Annotated in this window: 24 protein-coding genes; 8 read left to right on the forward strand and 16 right to left on the reverse strand. The window is 75.7% G+C overall.

Annotation, left to right across the window (positions count from 1 at the left end; translation table 11 throughout):
* Positions 1-3: 3 nt before the first annotated feature.
* The 14 genes from sctS to VQH23_RS04870 form a co-directional block, all read right to left on the reverse strand.
* Positions 4-273 carry a type III secretion system export apparatus subunit SctS gene (gene sctS, locus VQH23_RS04805; RefSeq protein ID WP_338664484.1) on the reverse strand — a complete coding sequence of 90 codons (270 nt, stop codon included), beginning with the start codon at positions 271-273 and terminating at the stop codon, positions 4-6.
* Complete coding sequence (sctR, locus tag VQH23_RS04810; RefSeq protein WP_338664485.1) at positions 273-932, reverse strand: type III secretion system export apparatus subunit SctR; 660 nt, start codon at positions 930-932, stop codon at positions 273-275. Before sctR ends, sctS begins: the two co-directional genes overlap by 1 nt.
* Complete coding sequence (sctQ, locus tag VQH23_RS04815) at positions 932-1978, reverse strand: type III secretion system cytoplasmic ring protein SctQ (protein WP_338664486.1); 1047 nt, start codon at positions 1976-1978, stop codon at positions 932-934. Before sctQ ends, sctR begins: the two co-directional genes overlap by 1 nt.
* Positions 1978-2475: a hypothetical protein gene (locus VQH23_RS04820; RefSeq protein WP_338664487.1), complete on the reverse strand. Its 498-nt coding sequence runs from the start codon at positions 2473-2475 to the stop codon at positions 1978-1980. Before VQH23_RS04820 ends, sctQ begins: the two co-directional genes overlap by 1 nt.
* Positions 2472-3788 carry a FliI/YscN family ATPase gene (locus VQH23_RS04825; RefSeq protein ID WP_338664488.1) on the reverse strand — a complete coding sequence of 439 codons (1317 nt, stop codon included), beginning with the start codon at positions 3786-3788 and terminating at the stop codon, positions 2472-2474. Before VQH23_RS04825 ends, VQH23_RS04820 begins: the two co-directional genes overlap by 4 nt.
* Positions 3785-4336 carry a FliH/SctL family protein gene (locus VQH23_RS04830; protein WP_338664489.1) on the reverse strand — a complete coding sequence of 184 codons (552 nt, stop codon included), beginning with the start codon at positions 4334-4336 and terminating at the stop codon, positions 3785-3787. Before VQH23_RS04830 ends, VQH23_RS04825 begins: the two co-directional genes overlap by 4 nt.
* On the reverse strand, positions 4333-4902 hold the full coding sequence (locus VQH23_RS04835) for a hypothetical protein (protein WP_338664490.1): 570 nt from the start codon (positions 4900-4902) through the stop codon (positions 4333-4335). The genes VQH23_RS04830 and VQH23_RS04835 overlap by 4 nt, the downstream gene beginning before the upstream one ends.
* A complete protein-coding gene (sctJ, locus tag VQH23_RS04840; protein WP_338664491.1) occupies positions 4899-5771 on the reverse strand; it encodes a type III secretion system inner membrane ring lipoprotein SctJ in 873 nt (290 codons plus the stop codon). Before sctJ ends, VQH23_RS04835 begins: the two co-directional genes overlap by 4 nt.
* Positions 5771-6220, reverse strand: a complete 450-nt coding sequence (locus VQH23_RS04845; protein ID WP_338664492.1) for a hypothetical protein — start codon at positions 6218-6220, stop codon at positions 5771-5773. The genes sctJ and VQH23_RS04845 overlap by 1 nt, the downstream gene beginning before the upstream one ends.
* A gap of 243 nt (positions 6221-6463) precedes the next feature.
* A complete protein-coding gene (locus VQH23_RS04850) occupies positions 6464-6736 on the reverse strand; it encodes a hypothetical protein (protein WP_338664493.1) in 273 nt (90 codons plus the stop codon).
* 5 nt (positions 6737-6741) lie between these two features.
* A complete protein-coding gene (locus VQH23_RS04855) occupies positions 6742-7755 on the reverse strand; it encodes a hypothetical protein (RefSeq protein ID WP_338664494.1) in 1014 nt (337 codons plus the stop codon).
* Between the two features lie 72 nt (positions 7756-7827).
* Entirely contained in the window at positions 7828-8019 is a 192-nt protein-coding gene (locus VQH23_RS04860) for a hypothetical protein (RefSeq protein ID WP_338664495.1), read from the reverse strand.
* Entirely contained in the window at positions 8016-8552 is a 537-nt protein-coding gene (locus VQH23_RS04865; protein WP_338664496.1) for a hypothetical protein, read from the reverse strand. Before VQH23_RS04865 ends, VQH23_RS04860 begins: the two co-directional genes overlap by 4 nt.
* Positions 8549-9244 carry a hypothetical protein gene (locus VQH23_RS04870; RefSeq protein WP_338664497.1) on the reverse strand — a complete coding sequence of 232 codons (696 nt, stop codon included), beginning with the start codon at positions 9242-9244 and terminating at the stop codon, positions 8549-8551. The genes VQH23_RS04865 and VQH23_RS04870 overlap by 4 nt, the downstream gene beginning before the upstream one ends.
* 296 nt (positions 9245-9540) lie before the next feature.
* On the opposite strand from VQH23_RS04870, the gene VQH23_RS04875 reads away from it, so the two are divergent.
* From VQH23_RS04875 to VQH23_RS04910, 8 genes are all read left to right on the forward strand, one after another.
* Entirely contained in the window at positions 9541-9762 is a 222-nt protein-coding gene (locus VQH23_RS04875) for a hypothetical protein (protein ID WP_338664498.1), read from the forward strand.
* A 3-nt stretch (positions 9763-9765) separates the two neighbouring features.
* A complete protein-coding gene (locus VQH23_RS04880) occupies positions 9766-9996 on the forward strand; it encodes a hypothetical protein (protein ID WP_338664499.1) in 231 nt (76 codons plus the stop codon).
* Positions 9997-10147: 151 nt separating this feature from the next.
* Complete coding sequence (locus VQH23_RS04885; RefSeq protein WP_338664500.1) at positions 10148-11095, forward strand: EscD/YscD/HrpQ family type III secretion system periplasmic domain-containing protein; 948 nt, start codon at positions 10148-10150, stop codon at positions 11093-11095.
* A gap of 3 nt (positions 11096-11098) precedes the next feature.
* Positions 11099-11518 (forward strand): hypothetical protein, encoded by a 420-nt coding sequence (locus tag VQH23_RS04890; RefSeq protein ID WP_338664501.1) that lies wholly within the window; start codon positions 11099-11101, stop codon positions 11516-11518.
* Positions 11515-11898 (forward strand): hypothetical protein, encoded by a 384-nt coding sequence (locus VQH23_RS04895; RefSeq protein WP_338664502.1) that lies wholly within the window; start codon positions 11515-11517, stop codon positions 11896-11898. The genes VQH23_RS04890 and VQH23_RS04895 overlap by 4 nt, the downstream gene beginning before the upstream one ends.
* Complete coding sequence (gene sctV, locus VQH23_RS04900) at positions 11895-14039, forward strand: type III secretion system export apparatus subunit SctV (protein ID WP_338664503.1); 2145 nt, start codon at positions 11895-11897, stop codon at positions 14037-14039. The genes VQH23_RS04895 and sctV overlap by 4 nt, the downstream gene beginning before the upstream one ends.
* A gap of 7 nt (positions 14040-14046) precedes the next feature.
* The gene (locus tag VQH23_RS04905) at positions 14047-15438 is read left to right on the forward strand and encodes a type II and III secretion system protein family protein (protein WP_338664504.1); all 1392 of its coding nucleotides are present in this window, start codon (positions 14047-14049) and stop codon (positions 15436-15438) included.
* A 5-nt stretch (positions 15439-15443) separates the two neighbouring features.
* A complete protein-coding gene (locus VQH23_RS04910) occupies positions 15444-16172 on the forward strand; it encodes a CpaD family pilus assembly lipoprotein (protein ID WP_338664505.1) in 729 nt (242 codons plus the stop codon).
* A 55-nt stretch (positions 16173-16227) separates the two neighbouring features.
* On the opposite strand, the gene VQH23_RS04915 is transcribed toward VQH23_RS04910, so the two are convergent.
* Positions 16228-17295 (reverse strand): dihydrodipicolinate synthase family protein, encoded by a 1068-nt coding sequence (locus tag VQH23_RS04915; protein ID WP_338664506.1) that lies wholly within the window; start codon positions 17293-17295, stop codon positions 16228-16230.
* A gap of 5 nt (positions 17296-17300) precedes the next feature.
* Positions 17301-18296 carry a tripartite tricarboxylate transporter substrate binding protein gene (locus tag VQH23_RS04920; protein ID WP_338664507.1) on the reverse strand — a complete coding sequence of 332 codons (996 nt, stop codon included), beginning with the start codon at positions 18294-18296 and terminating at the stop codon, positions 17301-17303.
* Positions 18297-18321: the final 25 nt, after the last annotated feature.

The following is an 18321-nucleotide window of genomic DNA, read 5'->3' on the forward strand; positions in this document are numbered from 1 at the left end:
GCGTTACCTTGTGGCCGCCGGGAAGTCGGTCAGCACCCGCTCCGCCTGCCGCAGCACGGGCCCGCCGAGCAGCGGCCCGAGGATGGCGAGGGTGACGAGCACGGCCAGCAGCTTCGCCACCTGCGGCAGTGACTGGTCCTGGATCTGCGTCACGGCCTGCAGTAGCCCCACCACCAGCCCCACCGCCGCGGCGACGCCGAGGATCGGCAGCGAGAGCCAGAGCACCAATTGCAGGGACTGCGTGAGGTGGTGGACGAGGGGCGAGGGATCCATCAGCCCCCTCCCGGCAGCGCGTAGGACAGCACCAGCCCGTGCGTGAGGCGGGACCAGCCATCCGCCAGCACGAAGACGAAGAGCTTGAAGGGCACGGAGATCACCAGCGGCGAGACCATCACCATCCCCATCGCCATCAGCACGTTGGAGACGAGCAGGTCGATGACGATGAAGGGCAGGTAGAGCAGGAAGCCGATCTCGAAGGCGCGCGTGAGTTCGGACACCACGAAGGCCGGCAGCAGCACGACGAAGTCGTTGGGGCCGGCGCCCGCCGCCGTGCCCTCCGGCCAGACGCGGGCGGCGGCGCTGAGGAGGAACTCGCGCTCCCGCTGGTCCGCGAAGCGCATCAGGAAGTCGCGCACGGGTTCCGAGGCGGCGCGCAAGGCGGCCAGCATTCCGTCCGGGCTCGACATGTCCGCCCCCTGCAACCCCGCCTGCACCGCGAGGATCAGCGGCACGGAGACATAGGCCGCCAGCGCCACCGCGATCGCGTAGAGCACGAGGTTCGGCGGCGTCTGCTGCGTGCCGAGCGCGTTGCGCAGCAGGAAGAGCACCACCGCGATCTTGAGGAAGGCGGTGGCGGAGACGACGAAGAAGGGGATCAGCCCGACGGCGGCGACGCCCGCGATGATCGCGAGCAGGTCGGGGCGCACCTCCATCAGGACGCTCCGCGGCCGAGGGAGATCACGCGCACGGCGAGCACGCCCTCGCCCACCTGCACGATGCTGCCGCGCCCGACGCGGCGGCCGTTCGCCAGGATGTCCACCGTCGCGTTCTCCGGGTCCACCGGCAGGGGGAAGAGGTGGCCCGGCCCGGCCGCGGACAGCTCGGCGACCGGCACCTCCAGCCGCCCCAGCTCGAAGACGAGCCGCACGGGCAGCTCCTCCACCGAGGCGTCGTCCGGTCCCGTCGTATCCCCTGGCATCGCGGCCCAGTCCTCCATTCCGATTGCGCCCAGCCGACGGCGGGGCGTCAGCGCCTCGCATCCCCGCGGTCCCGGGCGGACGATCCATCCCTGCGCCTCGCCCACCACGGCCAGGGCCTCGCCGCGCCCGCGGCGGGCGGCGTCGAAGGGCAGCCCGTCGCCCGGGCGCAGCGCGGCGAAGTCGGACGCGGCGATCTCCGTCGCCCCGATCCGGAAGGAGACGGGCACGGTGAGCCAGGGCGGCGGCGGCAGCGGCCCGGGCGGCAGGGCGCCGAGCGCGCGCAGCAGCCGCGCCTCCGCCACCGCGGGCAGGGCGAGGCGCCCGGCCAGCGCCACCTCGCCCCCCGCCGTCAGCAGGGTCAGGCCCAGCGCGGGGCCGAAGGCGACGGGCGGTTCCGCGTCCAGCGAGACGGCCGCCATCGGCGCGTCCAGCGCCGCTTCCACCGCGCCGAGGACGGGCTCCAGCAGCAGTTCCAGCAGCAGCGCGCCGCCCGCTCCCCGCGCGCCGGAGGCGGCGGGGTCCACCGCGCCCAGCAGCCGGTCGAAGGCGACCGCCGCGGCGGTGAGGGAGGCGGCGTGCCCGCCCACGGTGAAGCGCAGGCAGGCGGCGCCCGGCGGCACCTCGGCCGGCGCCGCCCCGACCAGCAGCGCGAGGCCGCCCGGCAGCGGCAGCGGCGCGCGCGGGGCGGCCAGAGCCCGGTGGCGGGCGACCCCTTCCGCGTCCAGCCGCGGCGCGCGCCAGGGGCGGGTGGCGTGAAGCGTCCCGGCGGGGATGTCCATCACCGCTCCTCCCCCTCGCCGCGCGGGCGGAGCAGCTCCGAGGCCTCCTCGATCTCCGCCTCGGCGCCGCGCTCCTCCTCGCGGCCCGCCTCGGCCTCCAGCCGCTCGTCCAGCGCGTCCCAGGCCTCGGCCCGGCGCAGCGCGGCGCGGTGGGTGGCGGCGGCGCGGTTCCGCAGGCGCTCGCGCTCGGCCAGCGCCGCCTCGCGCCGGCGCTTGAGATCGGCATAGGTGCCGGCGCGGGCGCCCAGATCCAGCAGACGCGCCGCCGTCTCGGCCACGCGGCCGGGCGCGGCCTCCCCGCCCTCCGCCAGGTCGCGGATCGCGGCGGCGGATTGCGCGCGGCGCATCGCGTCGAAGGATCGGGCCATGCGGGCGGCGCGCTCGAGCTCGGCCTTCGCGGCCTCCGCCTCGGCGCCCGCGCGGGCGAGGTCGGCGGCGGCGCGGCGCTCCCGCGCACGGCGCAGGGCCTGCAGGGTGGCGACGTCCTCGCGCTTCATGCCGCCAGCTTCCGCAGCTTCGCCACCGTGGCCGCGAAGGGCGCGGGCCCCTCCCCCATCTGGCGCAGGAAGGCCTGGATGGCGGCGTGCTTGGACAGCGCCTCGTCCGCCAGCGGGTCGGAGCCGGTGCGGTACTCGCCCACCCGCACCAGCAGCTCCACCTCCGCGTGCCGGGCCAGGAGGCGGCGGATCTTCGCGGCGGCGTCGCGGTGCGGGGCCTCCACCGCCGCGTCCATCACGCGGGAGCGGCTGGCGAGGGGGTCGATCGCCGGGTAGTGCTCCGCCTCCGCCAATTTGGGCGAGAGGATGAGGTGCCCGTCCAGGATGGACTTCACCTCCTCCGCCACGGGGTCGGAGGCGATCTCGCCCTCCAGCAGCACGGTGTAGAAGGCGGTGATGGAGCCGCGCGGCGCCGGCCCCGCGCGCTCCAGCAGCCGCGGCAGCGCGGCGAAGACGGAGGGCGGGAAGCCGCGCCGCGTCGGGGGTTCGCCTGCGGCCAGCCCCACCTCGCGCCAGGCGCGGGCCAGGCGCGTCACGCTGTCCACCAGCAGCACCACGCGGCGGCCCTCGTCGCGGAACCACTCGGCGATGGCGGTGGCGACCTGCGCGGCCTTCAGCCGCTCCAGCGCCGGGCGGTCGGAGGTGGCGGCGACCACCACGGCGCGGCGCAGGCCTTCCGGGCCCAGCGCGCGCTCCAGGAACTCCCGCACCTCGCGCCCGCGCTCGCCCACCAGGGCCACGACGAAGACATCGGCCTGCGCCCCGCGCACGATGCTAGCCACCAGCGAGGACTTGCCCGCGCCGGCCGGGCCGAAAATGCCCACGCGCTGGCCCTCGGCGCAGGTGGTCAGGGAATCGATCACGCGCACGCCGAGCGGCAGGGCGCGCGCCACCAGCGGGCGGTCCAGCGGCGGCGGCGCCGCGCCCTCCACCGGCACGCGCGGCAGGCCGTGCAGCGGCGCGCCGCCATCCAGCGGGTTGCCGAGCCCGTCCAGCACGCGGCCGAGCAGGGCCTCGCCCACCGGCGTCTCCAGCACGCGGCCCGTGGGCTCCACCGTGGCGGCGGCGGAGAGGCCGCCGCTGCCGCTGACGCGCGTCAGCACCGCGCGCGCGCCGGAGACGGCCACCACCTCCGCCAGCGAGGGTTCCTCTCCCGGTTGGCGCAGCCGGCACAGCTCGCCCACGCGCACGCCGCCGATCCGCGCCTCCACCGTGGTGCCGAGCACGCGCTCCACGCTGCCGAGCAGCGGGCGCGTGGGAATGGCGGAAACGCGGCCGGGCAGGCGCGCGGCGGCCTCGGCGAAGGGGTTCATGCCGGCTCCTCGTCGGGCAGGCCGAGGCCGCGGCGCAGCGCGCGCAGCTGGGCGGGGAGGCCGGCCTCCACATGGCCGAAGGCGGTTTCGACCACGCAATCCGCCTCGCCCAGGGCGGGGTCGGCGCGCAGGGTCACGCCATCCGCCCCGGCGAGGGCGGCGGAGACGGCCTCCACCGCGCCCGGGGCCACGCGCAGCACCACCTCGCCCTGGGCGGAGAGCCCGCGCAGGGCATGGGCGGCGGCGGCGGCCACGCGCTCCGCGGACGGCGCCTCACCTAGGATGTTCCGGAGCGCGGTTATCAGCGCCTCCGCCAGCATCGGCTCCGCGCGGGTCAGCGCCGCGCGGGTGGCGGCGGCGGTCTCGGCCAGCAGGCGGGTGGCGGCCGCGGCGCCCTCCGCGCGGCCGGTGCGGAGGCCTTCGGCATGGGCCGCCTCGCGCACGGAGGCGGCCTCCGCCCGCGCCGCGTCCAGAACGGCGCGCGCCTCCAGCAGCAGGCCGAGTTCGGAGGCCGGGATCACCCGGCCGAGCGGGCGCTGCGCGCTCACGCGCCGTGGCCCAGGGCCAGCGGCGCGATGCCGGCGATCACCTTGCGCCCGGCCGCGGCGCGCGGGTCGTCGCCCTCCGGGATCGGGGGCTCCTCCAGCGGCCAGAACAGGCGCAGCGCCTCCGCGACCTCGTCCGGCAGCGCCTCACGCCAGGCGATCAGCAGCGCGGCGCCGTCCGTCCGCACCGCCTCGGCCAGCGGCTCGCCCTCCGCCCCCGGGAAGCACAGGTCGCCGTGGGCGAGCGCCGCGCGGCGCGCATCCGGCCCCAGCTCCGCCTCCAGCGCCGCCACGTCCGCCGCGCGCAGCAGCCCGCGGATCCGGCCGGCGTGCCAGGCGGCGCCGGCGAGCACGGCGGCGCGTTCCAGGACCTCGGCACCGGCCCGTGCCAGCGCGGCCTCGGCCGGGGGAAGGGCGGCCAGCGCCGCCTCGGCGCGCCCGGCGACAGCCCGCGCCAGCGCCAGGGTGCGCGCGCTCAGACGCGGCGAGGCCAGGAGGCGCTCGGCCACGGCGGCGGGCAGGCCCGGCGCGAGGCGCGCGGCCAGGCGGTCGGCGCGGGGCTCGTTCACGGCCGGATGGCGCCCTGCGGCGCGGGCCGCCCGAGCGGCAGCGGGGCGCCGGCGGCGGTCAGGGCCGCCTGGCCCGGCAGAGCCGGGATCGCAGCGCGGCGCCGGAAGGCGAGCCAGCCCAGCCCGCCCAGCAGCAGGAGCAGCAGCACCGCGCCGCCGCCGATCAGCAGCCGCAGCACGCCCGCGCTGTCCGAGTGCACCCAGATGCCGAAGACCTGCTCCACCGCCGCCGGCTGCATCGTCCCCTCCCGCGCGGCCGGGGCCGTGGCGGGGACGAGGGTGACGGCCACGCGGTCATAGGCCAGCCCGGGCAGGGCGTTGGCGACGAGTTCCTTGATCTGCGGCACCAGCCCGGCCACCGCAGCCTCCGGCGCGTGGCGGATGAAGACGGAGGCGCTGCTCGGCGTCGTCTCACGCCGCAAGGGATCGTTCTCCGGCAGGACGAGGTGGACGCGGGCGGAGAGCACGCCGTCGATCTCGCTGACGGTGCGGGATAGCTCCTGCCCCAGCGCCCAGACGTAGCGCGCCCGCTCCTCCGTCGGCGACGCGACGAGGCCCTCGCCGCGGAACACCTCGCCCATGGAGGAGAATTGCTGCCGCGGCAGCCCGGCGGAGCGCAGGATCTCCACCGCGTCGGCGAAGCGGGATTCGGGGATGAGGACGCTACTCATCCGCGCGGCGCCCGCCCCCGCGCCCGCGGCGGCTGCGGCCGTGCCGCGCTCGGCGGGAACCCCCGCGCGCAGCAGCACGGCGACGATCTCGTTCGCCTCGCGCTCCGACAGGTTGCGGTTCAGCTCCACCTTGCAGGCCGCCAGCAGCAGCAGCGGCAGCACCAGCAGGAGCGGGCGGAGCCGGCGGAGAGGCGGCATCACTGCCCCTTCATCAGCGTGTTGATGGAGCCCGTGAACTGCGTCGCCGCCTTGGCGACGAGGTGCGTCTCCATCGCGAAGTCGAAGGTGCGGACCACCATGCGGTACATGCCCTGCACGCCGGCCGGATCGCCCGCGGGCTGCGCGACCTGCACCGCGCCGGCGGGTGCGGCGGAACCGGGGGCGGGCGGGGCCGCGGGCACGCTCACGGCCTCGGGCCTCGCCATGGCGCCGGCGGCGTCGCGGGACATGGAATCGGCGCGGGCGCGGAAGGCCTGCAGCCCGTCGGCCACCTTCTGGGCCAGGGCCTCGGGCGGCGAGGCGGCGGCGCCGAGCTGGCGCAGCGCGTTCTGGAAGGCGTCGGCGGAGCCGGCGGGCAGCTGCGGCGCGGGCGCGATCGGCTGCGTGGCGGCGGGGCCGACGGGCATCGGGGGCGGCGGGATGGCCATGCTGGAGCCCTTCTCCTTCTCGCCGGCGGCGATCCGCTGGCGTGCTCTCCACCCGGCAGGGGGTGGCTGAATGCGGAACTGCCGCGCCTCACGGCCCGGCCTCTTGGCACGGATCGCGGCACGGCACACGGAACCAGGGGAGCGGAGAGAGAGAGGAGAAGACCGCCCGGGCCGCGTGCCTCGCCGCGACCGGGCCGTCTGGCCGGGCCGCCGCGCAGCGGGCCGGGGCGGTGCGGGTGCCAGCTAGCGCCCGCCCATCCCGGCCCATCCGCAGGACCCGGGCCCGCCGCCGCCCGCCCCCGCGCCGCGGAAGCCCGCGAGGCGGAAAGGGGCGCCGGAGGGCGCCTGGAGGGGGGCCGGCAGGAGGATGGGGCGCGCGTCGACTCGCACCCCATCGCTGCCCAGCCCGTCGAGGGCCGCCTCCACCAGGCCGGCATCCAGCAGCAGCCCAACCCAGTCCTGGCCCTCAGGATCGGGGAGCAGCTCCGGCCCGGCGATGGGGGAGACAGCCTTCATGGTGTTCAGGCGGCGGTCGTGCGGCCGCGGCCGATGAGGTCGACGAGGTTGCCGAGCACGTCCAGCGCCTCGGGCGCCACCGGGCCGAGGCCGGGGATCATGCCGGCCACCTTGCCGAGCAGGTCCAGCACCTCGGCGGCCTTGGCGCTGTCGCCCGTGGAGGCGACGGGGGAGGCGCCCTCGGCCGGGGCGGCGCCGCCGGCCGGGTTCATGGAGACGGACTGCAGCACGAAGTCGGAGTTCTCGTGGCTGTTGCCGGCGCCGTCATCCTCCGGGGAGACCTCCACGCGGGCGAAGTTCTTGTCCGTGGAGACGGAGACGTTGCCGTCCGCCGAGCCCTCGACCGTCTTCTCGTCCACGACCTTGCCATTCTCGTCGTAGAAGGTCACGCGGGCCTTCTCGACGTGGTCGCCGTCCGGGCCGTTCTTGTAGAGCTTGCCGAGCTCCACCGTGCCGCCGGCGTTGTCGGCGTGCTCCTCGGGAGCGGTGAAGGTGAGGGACTGGCCGCGGTTGATCTCGCCGTCCACCATCTGGCCGCGGCCCGGGGCGTCGCCCACGGCCCAGCCGCCGTCCTTGCCCTCGTCCACGTTCCCGCCCTCGGCGGAGAGGTAGGGCTTCAGGGCATCGCCCTCGAACTTCTTCGGCTCGCCGGCGGGGGCGCTGTCGGAGCTGCCGCCCGTCGGGGAGGAGCCGCCCGCGGAGCCCGTGTCGGACGGGGCGGGGCTGTTCAGCAGGTCGATGGCGGACTTGATCAGCTCCGCCTTCAGCTCGGGGTCCTTCGTCTCGCGGGCCTCGCGCAGGAGGTCCTTTGCGAGCTTCGCGTTCTCGCTGCTCGGCTCGCTCGAAGCGGGCTGGGCCGAGGTCGAGGCCGGCTTGGAGGCCGTCTCGCCCGTGGCCGCGCTCGCGGCGTCCTGCCACTGGATGGTCGTAACGCTGAAGTTGCCCTCGCCGTCGGTCAGGGCCTTCAGCTCCGCGGGGCTCAGCCCGCCGCCATTCGTCGGCGCGATCGTCGTGCTCATGCTTTTTCCTCTCTCTCCGTTTCGAAATGGCCGCACCGCCTCGGCGGGGCAGCGTCCGGCGATGCGGGGCCGCTACTCCCCGTCGTCGCCGAGGTCGGACAGCAGGTCGTTCAGGATGGGCTGCAGGAGCATCGACATGACCCCCGTGCCCTTGCTCACGATCTCGTCCGTCGCCTGCTGGCCCAGCACGCCGTCGAACAGGCTGCCGGCCACGCCGCCGGCAGGCCCGCCAACGAGGCCGCCGACGATTCCTCCGATGCTCATCGGAACGCTCCTCTCGGAAGGGGCGCGGCCAGCGCCGCGCCCGGGGTCACGGCTTTCGCCGCGCCCGTAGGCACGGCCTTCGCCGCGCCCGAGGACGGCGCCGCGCCGGCGAGGGCCGGCCGGAGCGTCGCCGCCATGCGGCGGGCGGACGAATCCGGCCCCGCCAGCACCTGGTCCGCAAGAACGCGCGCCTCGTCGCGCCGCCCGGCCGCGACGAGCGCGACCAGAAGGATGCCGCGCGTGGCCTCCTGCCCCTGCCGCCGCCCGATCGCCTGCCGCTGCAGCAGGTCCACCGCGCGGTCCGGGCGCTTGGCGCCCATCTCCGCCACCGCGCGGGCCACGACGGGCGCCGGGTGCTCGGGGCAGAGGCGCTCGAGCAGCCTGAGGATCGGCTCGGCCGCCTCAATCATCCCGGCGGAGGCCGCTGCCATCGCGATCTCGCCGAGCAGCCGCGCGTCGCCGCGCGCGGCGCGCCAGGCCTCGCCCGCGGCGCGCTGGCCCGGCATCGCGGGGTTCGTCGTCGCGGCGTTCAAGTGGCGCGCTCCGTCCGGCCGCGGAAGACGCGGATGCGGGCGGGCTCCGTCTGCGGCGTCCCGTCCGGGCGCGGGCGGCGCGCCAGCACCGCCAGCGTCTGCTCCACCAGCCCCACGTAGCGCGGCGGGCCGGAGACCATGGCGAGGCCGAGATTGGGATCGGAGGCGCGGATCGGCCAGCGCGCGTCGTGCACGCCGAGCGCGCGCAGCGCCGCGTCCAGCTGCGCCGGCGGCACGCCGCCGAGATCCACGAGGCGCGACACCGCCTCCCCGACCGAGGAGACGTGCAGCGTGCTACCGTCCGTGAACCAGTCCAGCCCGTAGATGGCGGCGAGGCGCTCCAGCGTCTCGATGGCAGTGCCGCGGGCCAGGCGGCCGCGGACCCGGCCGCGCACGCCCTCGCTCACCACCGCGTTCAGCCCCACGCGCTTCCCGAGCTCGATCAGCACCTCGCGCAGGTCCTGGTCCACCACCGCATAGTCGAAGGGGCGGGTGCGCCAGTCTGCAGGGGCAGGGCCGGCGGCGACGGCGGGCGCAGCGGCCTCCGCAGTGCCCGGGGCAGCCGGCTGCGCGGCGCCCGCCTGCGCGGCGCCGGGGACAGCAGCCTGCGGTACGCCGGCGGCGGGCGCCTGAACGGCGGACGGCGCCTGCGCGTGGCCCGGCACCGCCACGGTGGCCGCGGCAAGCATCATCAACATAGCCGCGCCGCTTCCGGACAATAACGTGGCAGGCCTTATAGTATTACCTGTTCCGCGCAAGGTTGATCGCCTCCGCCTGAGCCGTGTGGCCGGGATATCGGAACTTGTTACGGGGGAAGGCAACCCTCTTTTACAGTTAAGCTTGTGTTACGGTGATATGAATGCTGTTCGCGATTGCGTGAGATTGCCGGATTGGGGTTGGCCCGTATCGCCATCGTGCCAGTTTACTGACCAGACCGAGGGGCGGGCATCCTGCCCCCGGCGCGGCAAAGGCCACAAGGGAACCAAAGGTGAGCAACACCTCCTCGACCCCGTCGGGACCGCTGCAGCGCGCCCTGGCCGGGGATGGCGCGGCCCTCGCCGCCATCCGCGGCCGGTTGCAGGACGGCTTCGATCGCGCGGCCGCGGAGGGTTCGCCCGCCGTTGACGACCGGACGGCCCTGCTGCGGGGCGCTTACGCGGCCGCCCTCGACCTCCTGCCGCGGCTGAAGATCAACACAGAGAGGAGATAGAACATGGGCGGTATTCTCGGCGGTATCGTGAACGCGGCCACCGGCGGTCTGGCGGGCGGCGCCTCCGGCGCTGGCGCCAGCTCCGGCAACGGCGCTTCCGGCGACGCCTCCGGCGCCATCGGGCAGATGAGCGCGGCCTTCGACCAGGCCATCAGCAAGGCGGCCGAGATCACGGCGATCACGACCGTGAAGAAGGCCGAGCTGGACGCGGCGAAGCAGCGCCCGCAGAACTGATCGGGCTAAAGGCCCGATCCAGGCCCGCGGCGCGCGCGCCCGGGTCGCGCGGCGGGGCGGGAGTCGACGCCCGCCACGCCGCGCCCCTGCCCGCCGGGCGGCCCCGGGCCGCCGCGGCCGGCACAGGTTTTCAGGAGGCTTCGTCACGCGCATGTCCGGCGAGCTGACTCCCACGCAGAGGGGCGCCCTTCCCGTCCCGATCCCCGTTCCGCAGACCGGAACCGGCGCCTGGCGGCTGGACGTGGTGTCCGGCCCCAACCGGGACGCCTCGCTGCTCCTTCCGCCCGGCCTGCACCGCATCGGCGCGGCGGCGGAGGACGACATCATGCTGGCGGACCCCGCGGCCGGAGCGCCGCGCGTCAGCCTCTCGCTCCTCGAGAACGGGGAGGCCGAGCTGCACGCCGAGGCCGCGGGGGCGCGCTTTCGCGAGCGCCCCGTCGTCCCCGGCCGTCGCTGCCGGGCCACGCGCGGCGGCGATCTCCGCCTCGGCAGGAGCGTGCTGCGCCTCACCCCGCCCCCGGGCATCGAGGCGCGCCGCCAGGCCCGGCGGGAGACCCTGCGCTGGCGCATCGGCGCCGTGCTGGGGGCCGTGGCCATCATTGTCGGGCTCGGCGCCTTCGGCCCGCGCCTGCTCTCCGATGCCCCGTCCACCGCCCCGGTCCGGACCGAGGCCGCGGCGCGCGCCCCCGCCCGCCCCGACCCCGCCGCGGCCCGCGCCGCCCTGGCCGGGCGGCTGGAGGCGGCCGGGCTCGGCCCCGACCGGCTTCGCGTGGGCGACGGCGCCGGCGGCGCCCTTCTCGTGGAGGGGCGGCTGAGCGCGGAGGAGACCGCGCGCTTCGCCGAGGTGCGGCGCTGGTACGACGCCGCCCACGGCGCCGGCCCCGCCCTGGTCCCGCGCCTGGGCGTGGACATCGCCCCGCCGCGCCCCGCGCTGCGGATCCGCGCCGTGTCCCTGGCCCCGGTGCCCTACCTCATCGCCTCCGACGGCGAGAAGTACGGCGAGGGCGCCGTGCTGGAGGATGGCTGGGTGATCGAGAGCATCGACCGCGCCCAGGTGGTGCTGCGCCGGGGCAGCGAGACGGCCGTGGTGACCCTCTAGCGCATGCCGCCGCTCGACCGCGTTCCCGGCTCCGGCGCCACGGCGCCCGGGGCCGACCCGCAGCTGGAAGCCCTGCTGCGCGCCCGCGGCCGGCTTCCGCCGGGGGCGCCGCAGCCGATCGAGGCGCCCGGCGAGGCGGAGGAGTTCGATGCCATCGCCGCCGCGGCGGGGCTGGAGGAGCGCCTCCGCGAGCCCGACGCGCCCGGCGGCCTCGCCTCCCTCGTGCTGGACTTCGTCGCGCCGCCGCGCGGCCTTCCCTCCTCCCCTGCCCGGCTGCTGGGGCTGCTGGAGGTGGCGGCGGGCGTCCTCGCCCACGCGCCGCCGGAGGACGACATCGCCCGGCTTGGCGCCCGCGCCATCGAGCAGGAGCTGGAGGCGCACCGCGACCTGGCGGAGCGCCGCGGCACCCTGGTGAGCCCGTGAGCGAGGCGGCCGCCGCGATCCCGGAGGAGGCTGCCGGGGCGCTGCACGCGCTGGGCTACGTCTATCTCCGCCAGGGGCAGGTGCGGCGGGCCAGCGTGCTGCTGCTGCTGGCCGCCCGCAGCCGGCCGGACGACGCGCCGCTGCTGCGGACCCTCGCCGCCGCCCTCTCGGCCTGCGGGCTGGGGGAACGGGCGGTGGAGGTGCTGGACCATGCCGGGCGGATCGACCCCGCGGCGGAGGAGACGCGCCCCGGCCGCGTGCTGCGCGCCCGCGCGCTCCTCGCTGCCGGGCGGGGGGAGGAGGGGCGGGCGCTGTTCCGCAGCGTGGCGGCGATGGGGAACAGGACAACGGGGGACCGGATGATGGGGGAAAGGGCATGAGACGGCTCCTCGCGCGCCTGCCCTACCGGTCGGACCTCGCCGTCGCGGCGCTGATGGTCGCGACCATCCTGCTGATGATCATCCCGCTGCCCACGATCCTGGTGGACATGCTGCTCTCGCTCAGTCTCGGCAGCGCGGTGCTGCTGCTGATGGTGGGCTTCTACCTGCGCTCCCCGGTGGAGTTCTCCACCCTGCCGGCGGTGATCCTCATCACCACCGTGTTCCGCCTGGCGCTGGCCATCGCCACCACGCGGCTGATCCTCTTGCAGGCCGATGCAGGCGAGATCGTGCGCGTGTTCGGCGAGTTCGTGGTGGGCGGCAACATCGTCGTCGGGCTGGTGGTTTTCCTCATCATCACCGTCGTGCAGTTCGTCGTCATCACCAAGGGCAGCGAGCGCGTGGCGGAGGTGGCCGCGCGCTTCACGCTGGACGCCATGCCCGGCAAGCAGATGGCGATCGACGCCGACCTGCGCGCCGGCGACATCGACCAGCCCGAGGCCCGCCGCCGCCGCAGCGCGCTGGAGCGCGAGAGCCAGCTCTTTGGCGCCATGGACGGCGCGATGAAGTTCGTGAAGGGCGACGCCATCGCGGGCCTTGTCATCATCGTGGTGAACCTCATCGGCGGGCTGGCGGTCGGCACCACCCAGCACGGGATGAGCCTCGGCCAGGCGGCGCACACCTTCTCCATCCTCACGGTGGGGGACGGGCTGGTCTCGCAGATCCCCGCCCTCTTCGTCTCCATCACCGCCGGCATCGTCGTCACCCGCGTGGCGGGAGGCGAGAACAGCACGGCGGACAGCCTCGGCGGGGAGATCACCGGCCAGCTCCTCGCGGAGCCCCGCGCCCTCTGGCTCGCCGCTGTCGTCGCCTTCCTGCTCGGGCTGATCCCGGGCTTCCCGATGATCATCCTCTTCGCGCTCGCTGCCGGGCTCTTCCTGCTCGGCACCGCCGCCGCCCGCCGCCGGCGGGGCGAGGCGGAGCGGGTGGAGGAGGCGCGCGCGGCCGCCGCGGCGCCGGACGCCGAATCGGCCGTGGACGCGCCCGTGCCGCCGGGCCGGGTGCGGCTGCTGCTGGCCCCGGCGCTGCTGGAATCGATCCCCGCCCCCCGCCTGCGCGCCGCCCTGGCCGCCGCGGGCGCCGCCGCCGCTTCCGCGACCGGCGCCCCCGTGCCCGGCGTTTCCCCGCAGCCGGAGGAAGGGCTGCCCGAGGGCGGCTTCCGCCTGGAGGTGGACACCGTGCCCATTGCCGAGGGCGTCCTGCCGCCCGATTCGGTGCTGCTGCGGGACGAGCCGGAGAACGCGGCCCTCGCCGGCGTGCCGCTGGCCGAGGGGGCGGAGCTGCCCGGCCTTCCGCGCCCCCTCTGGGCCGGGCGGGAGCACCTGCCGGCCCTCGTCTCTACCGGCATCGGCCACGCCGAGCCGCCGGAGATCCTGGCCGAGATCGCCGGCCGCGCGCTCCGCCGCCACGCCGCCCAGTTCGTCGGACTGCAGGAGGCGCGGGCGATGATCGGCCACCTTGAGGGCTCCTACGGCGACCTGGTGCGGGAGGCGCTGCGCGCCGTGCCGCTGCAGCGCGCCGCCGAGGTGATGCGGCGGCTGCTGGAGGAGGGCGTCTCCGTCCGCAACATGCGCGGGCTGCTCGAGGGCTTCGTGGAGCATGGCGACCGCGAATCGGACGCCGCCGGCCTGGCCGAGGCCTCCCGCGCGGGGTTGCGGCGCCAGATCTGCCACGCCCACGTCGATCGCGACCGGGTTATTCCCGCATTCGTGATGGATGCCGGCAGCGAGGAGACGGTGCGGGCCTCCGTGCGGCACACCCCCGCCGGAACCTTCCTGGCGCTGCCCGAAGGCATGGCCGCGGCCCTGGCGGAACGGCTGCGCGCGGAGCTCGTGTCATCGAACGGACCCCAACCCGTCATACTTTGCGCGCTCGACATACGCCGTCACATTCGTAGCTTGCTGGTCAACAACGGGGTGGATGTTTCGGTGCTCTCGTTCCAGGACCTGTCGCCGGAGTTTACGGTGCAGCCGCTGGGGTCCGTGCGGCTGCACGGCGCGCCGGGCGATGCCGTGGTCCAGCGGGTGGTTCCCGGCACGGCGGATGCCGCGTCCTTCCGGATGACCACTTCGGACGCGGCCTGACCCCATCATGACCTCCCGACGTCTCGCGCGCGCCGCCCTCGCGGCCGTCGCGCTGCTCACCGCGCCCGGCCCCGCGGGCCTCGCGCCCCTCGGCCTCGCACCCCTGCCCGCCTTCGCGCAGGACGCGCCGCCCCGGCGCGGCGGCGCCGTCAGCGTCTCGGTCGGCGAGGGGCGGCTGATCCGCTTCTCCCGCGATGTGACGCAGGTGCTGGTGGCCGACCAGGCCGTCGCGGACGTGCAGATCGTCTCGCCCCGCGTCGTCTTCCTCTACGGCCGCCGGATCGGGCAGACCACGCTGCACGCGGTGGACAGCCAGGACGGCGTCGTCGCCTCCTCCGTCGTGCGGGTGGACCGCTCCGCCGGTGCGGCCCAGGCGGCGGTGCCGACCCAGCGCAGCGCGGTGCAGATGGAGTTCGTGGGCGAGCGGCTGATGGTGCAGGGCCCCGTGCGGGACCTCGGCGAGGCGATGGAGGTGGAGGCCACCGCCCGCGCCTACTCGCCCGCCGGCACACGGCCACTGGACCGCACGCGCCTCGCCAGCTCCCAGCAGGTGGCGCTGCGGGTGCGCTTCGCCGAGGTCTCGCGCAACGACCTCAACCGCATCGGGCTGAACTGGAACGTCGTCGGCTCCATCGGCAGCTTCGCGTTCAACTTCGTCACCGGCGCGGGCGTCGCGGCGCGCGCGCTGGGCGCCGCCTCCTCCTTTGCCGGGCTGGACACGGGCGAGACCTTCGGGGCCATCAGCGGCGGCGTGAACACCCGCCGCATCTCCGCCGACGCGCTGCTGGACGCGCTGCAGCGCGAGGGCGTGGTCTCCCTGCTGGCGGAGCCGACCCTCACCGCCATCTCCGGCCAGACCGCCTCCTTCCTCGCGGGCGGCGAGGTGCCGATCCCCGTGCCGCAGCGCGACCAGGTGGTGACGGTGGAGTACAAGAAGTTCGGCGTCGGGCTAGAGTTCACCCCCACCGTCCTTCCCGGCGACCGCATCGGCCTGCGCGTGGCGCCGGAGGTGAGCGAGGTGGCCAACACCAACGTGCTGCGGATCAACGGCTACTCCGTCCCCTCCTTCATCACCCGCCGCGCGGACACCACGGTGGAGCTGGCCAGCGGGCAGACGCTGGCCATCGCCGGCCTGTTCCAGCGCCGCCTCTCGGACGGGCTGGACAGCCTTCCCCTGCTCGGCGACGTGCCGGTGCTCGGCGCGCTGTTCCGCTCCTCCCGCTTCCAGCGGGCGGAGACGGAGCTGCTGATCCTGATCACGCCCTACATCGTCGATCCCGTCCGCGGCACGAACCCCGTGCCCACGCCGGCCGACCGCAACCCGCCCCCGATGCAGCCCGTGCGCGCGGCGGCGGGGCCCGCGGTGAACCGCGGCCTCGGCGGCTTCCTGGTGGACTGAGCACGATGCGCCCCGCCCTCGCCCTCCTCGCCGCCGCCGCCCTCGCCGCCTGCACCGCCGATCCGCCGCCGGACCGCGCGCGCGGCTTCGCGCCGGCGGTGGAGGAGGACCGCCGCATCGTCCTCTTCTCCGCGGACGGCATCCGCCCGGACCCGGCCGATGCCGCCGGCCTTGCCGCCATCGCCCAGGCCCGGCCGCTGGCCCGCTACGGCGTGCTGCTGCCCGCGGAGGGCCGCCCGGAGGAGGTGACGCAGATCGCGGAGGGTCGCCGCGCCGCCATCTCCGCCGCCCTTCTCAACCGCCCCGTCGCCTCCCTCGTCGGCGGCGAGGGCGCGCCGGGCCCCGGCCTCGCCGTGGTGGTGATCCAGGAGGCGCGCACGGTCCCGACCGCCTGCCTCGGCGAGGCGGAGCCCTGGCGCCGCCCCTTCATCCCCGGCTTCGGCGGGGAGTCCCGCCGCCTCCTGCTCCCGGCCGGCTGCAGCAGCGACATCGCCCTGCAGCGCCAGGTGGAGCGCCCGGCCGACCTCACGGCCGGCCGGGCCATGCAGCCCGGCCCGGCCGGCCCGGCCGCGCGCGCCATCGAGCGCTACATCTTCCGCGACGAGCCGAACGGCCCATCCGGGCGCGCCAACGCCCCCACCGCCGGCCAGCGCGGCGAGAGCGAGGCGACGGAGCCGGGCCGTGCCAGCGGCAACGACACCAGCCCGACGCCGGAGCCCGCGGCGACGCGCTGAGGACGGTCGGGCGTCGCCTGGGCAGATCCCCGCAGAAGGGGTGACGGGTGCCCCACTAGCCCGTCGCAGGATGGTCGGCGAAATAGCCCTGCTCGGGCAGCATTCCCTCCCTTTCGAGGACGGGCATCATCTGCTCGATGCATCTCGCGGGTAGGGTGCTCCCCGCGTGCAATGCCGGAGGCTGGACGGAGGGCGCCCGTGTCCCGAAGGCCATCACATGGGCGAGCAGCTTGTTGGCGTTCGTGAAAGCATTGCCGTCCGCCACGGATGCCACGGCCGCGAAGGCGTCCGCCACCACCGAGGAGAGACGGCCGGACACCGCGCTCGCCTCCTCCGCCTTCCCTGCCGCGACGGCCGCCAGGATGCTCTCCAGACGGGCCGGGAAGGCGTTCGCGGTGCTCAGAAGAAAGCCGTCGTAGGGGCCGCCGAGGCCGGAGTGCCAGCGCGCGTAGTCGCCCTCCGCGCCGCGCAGGGTGACCAGCTCCGCGGGCAACAGCCCGGACAGGGCGACCTCGTCCGTGCCGCCGCTGTCCTTGAACAGGATGAAGTTGGAAAAACGGTGCGCGAGGTCGGCGAGCAGTTCCGGCGCCATGCGGTTTCCCGTGACCTGGGGCAGTTGGTAGAGCGCCATCGGCAGGCCGCGGGCCAGCAGCGGCTCCAGCGCCGCGGCGAGGGCGGGCTGCGACAGGGGTTCCGGCGTGGTGGGCGGGGCGATCGTCACGCCGCGCACGCGGCAGGCGTCGAGGGCGCGGGGGACGGAGGCCGTGCCCGCGCGGTCGCAGAGGTGCTTCACCATCCGCTCCAGCAGCGCCCCCATCGCTGCCGCGTCCGGCCGCAGGACGCCGGCGAGGAGCTCGATCCCGCGCGGCCGGGCGAAGTCGATGGCGAGGTCGAGGGCGGCGATCGCCTCGTCATCCGCCATCTCCCAGGCATCCCCGGTGGAGCCGGGGATGAGGAAGCCGCCGACATGCCCGGCCATGAAGGCGAAATGAGCTTCCTGCCGCGCGCGGTCGAAGCCGCCGGACGCGTCGTAGAAGAAGAGGCTGGGCGACCAGAGCTGCGGCACGCCCCCGGGGAAGAGGGCGCGGATCAGCGCTGGCCGGTCGGCGGGGAACCCATCCATGGTCGCTACTCCGGCCTGATGTTGTGCTCGCGGATGATCCCGCCCCAGCGCTGGCGGTCCGCCGCGACCTGCCGCAGGAAGTCCTCCCGCGATCCGCCGAGGCGCTGCAGCCCGTTCTCCGTGAAGCGGCGCTGCACCTCCGGCGCCTCCAGCGCGCGGTTCAGCTCCGCGTTCCAGCGCGCCACCACGGCGTCGGGCGTGCGGCCCGGCAGGACCACCCCGAACCAGCTGGGGATGACGAAGCCGGGAAGGCCGTCCCGCGAGATCACGGGGAGTTCCGGGATCAGGGGCGAGGCCTCGGCGGCGCCGTAGGCGATGGCGCGCAGGCCGCCGTCGCGGATCTGTCCGAGGAACTCCGGCATGTTGCCGAACATCACGTCCACCCGGCCGGTCGAGATATCGAGGATGGCCGGGGCGCCGCCGCGGTAGGGGATCTGCGTGATCTGGCCGCCGGTCAGCGCCGCGAAGAGGATGCAGGAGAGCTGCTGGCTGGACCCCGCGCCGACGGTGGCGCAGGTGACGGTGCGGGAGCGGTCCTTCGCCATCTCCGCGAGGTCCTGCCAGCGGCGGATGGGGGAACGCTGGCCGGTGACGAGGATGTTATAGACGGAGGCGATGTTCGCCACCGGGACGAGGTCCTTCTCCACGTCGTAGGGCACGGTCTGCATCTGCGGCGTGATGGCCAGGATGCCCATGGAGGCGAGCAGGATGGTGTGGCCGTCCGGCGCGCTGCGGGCGAGTTCCTGCGCGGCCACCACGCCGCCGCCGCCGGTGCGGTTCTCCACCACCACCTGCTGGCCGACCTGCTTACTCAGCTGGTCCGCCAGGATGCGGCCGATCAGGTCGGAGGTGCCGCCCGCGGCGAAGGCGTTCAGGAAGCGAATGTCGCGGGTGAAGCCCGGCTCGGCCGCGCGGCCCGCCGCGGGCGAGAGGGCGATGCCGGCCGCGAACGCCGCGGCGGCGATCAGGCCGGGCAGGCCGCGCCTGTTGGTGCGATACATGAACCTCTCCTCTCTCTTTTCGGCG

The organism is Pararoseomonas sp. SCSIO 73927, from assembly GCF_037040815.1.
Taxonomy (GTDB): Bacteria; Pseudomonadota; Alphaproteobacteria; order Acetobacterales; family Acetobacteraceae; genus Roseomonas.

Coding starts and splice junctions, on each gene's coding strand:
- sctS (WP_338664484.1), bottom strand. CDS start 273: ATGGATCCCTCGCCCCTCGTCCACCACCTCACGCAGTCCCTGCAATTG.
- sctR (WP_338664485.1), bottom strand. CDS start 932: ATGGAGGTGCGCCCCGACCTGCTCGCGATCATCGCGGGCGTCGCCGCC.
- sctQ (WP_338664486.1), bottom strand. CDS start 1,978: ATGGACATCCCCGCCGGGACGCTTCACGCCACCCGCCCCTGGCGCGCG.
- VQH23_RS04820 (WP_338664487.1), bottom strand. CDS start 2,475: ATGAAGCGCGAGGACGTCGCCACCCTGCAGGCCCTGCGCCGTGCGCGG.
- VQH23_RS04825 (WP_338664488.1), bottom strand. CDS start 3,788: ATGAACCCCTTCGCCGAGGCCGCCGCGCGCCTGCCCGGCCGCGTTTCC.
- sctJ (WP_338664491.1), bottom strand. CDS start 5,771: ATGCCGCCTCTCCGCCGGCTCCGCCCGCTCCTGCTGGTGCTGCCGCTG.
- VQH23_RS04845 (WP_338664492.1), bottom strand. CDS start 6,220: ATGGCCATCCCGCCGCCCCCGATGCCCGTCGGCCCCGCCGCCACGCAG.
- VQH23_RS04850 (WP_338664493.1), bottom strand. CDS start 6,736: ATGAAGGCTGTCTCCCCCATCGCCGGGCCGGAGCTGCTCCCCGATCCT.
- VQH23_RS04855 (WP_338664494.1), bottom strand. CDS start 7,755: ATGAGCACGACGATCGCGCCGACGAATGGCGGCGGGCTGAGCCCCGCG.
- VQH23_RS04860 (WP_338664495.1), bottom strand. CDS start 8,019: ATGAGCATCGGAGGAATCGTCGGCGGCCTCGTTGGCGGGCCTGCCGGC.
- VQH23_RS04870 (WP_338664497.1), bottom strand. CDS start 9,244: ATGATGCTTGCCGCGGCCACCGTGGCGGTGCCGGGCCACGCGCAGGCG.
- VQH23_RS04880 (WP_338664499.1), top strand. CDS start 9,766: ATGGGCGGTATTCTCGGCGGTATCGTGAACGCGGCCACCGGCGGTCTG.
- VQH23_RS04885 (WP_338664500.1), top strand. CDS start 10,148: ATGTCCGGCGAGCTGACTCCCACGCAGAGGGGCGCCCTTCCCGTCCCG.
- VQH23_RS04890 (WP_338664501.1), top strand. CDS start 11,099: ATGCCGCCGCTCGACCGCGTTCCCGGCTCCGGCGCCACGGCGCCCGGG.
- sctV (WP_338664503.1), top strand. CDS start 11,895: ATGAGACGGCTCCTCGCGCGCCTGCCCTACCGGTCGGACCTCGCCGTC.
- VQH23_RS04905 (WP_338664504.1), top strand. CDS start 14,047: ATGACCTCCCGACGTCTCGCGCGCGCCGCCCTCGCGGCCGTCGCGCTG.
- VQH23_RS04910 (WP_338664505.1), top strand. CDS start 15,444: ATGCGCCCCGCCCTCGCCCTCCTCGCCGCCGCCGCCCTCGCCGCCTGC.
- VQH23_RS04915 (WP_338664506.1), bottom strand. CDS start 17,295: ATGGATGGGTTCCCCGCCGACCGGCCAGCGCTGATCCGCGCCCTCTTC.
- VQH23_RS04920 (WP_338664507.1), bottom strand. CDS start 18,296: ATGTATCGCACCAACAGGCGCGGCCTGCCCGGCCTGATCGCCGCCGCG.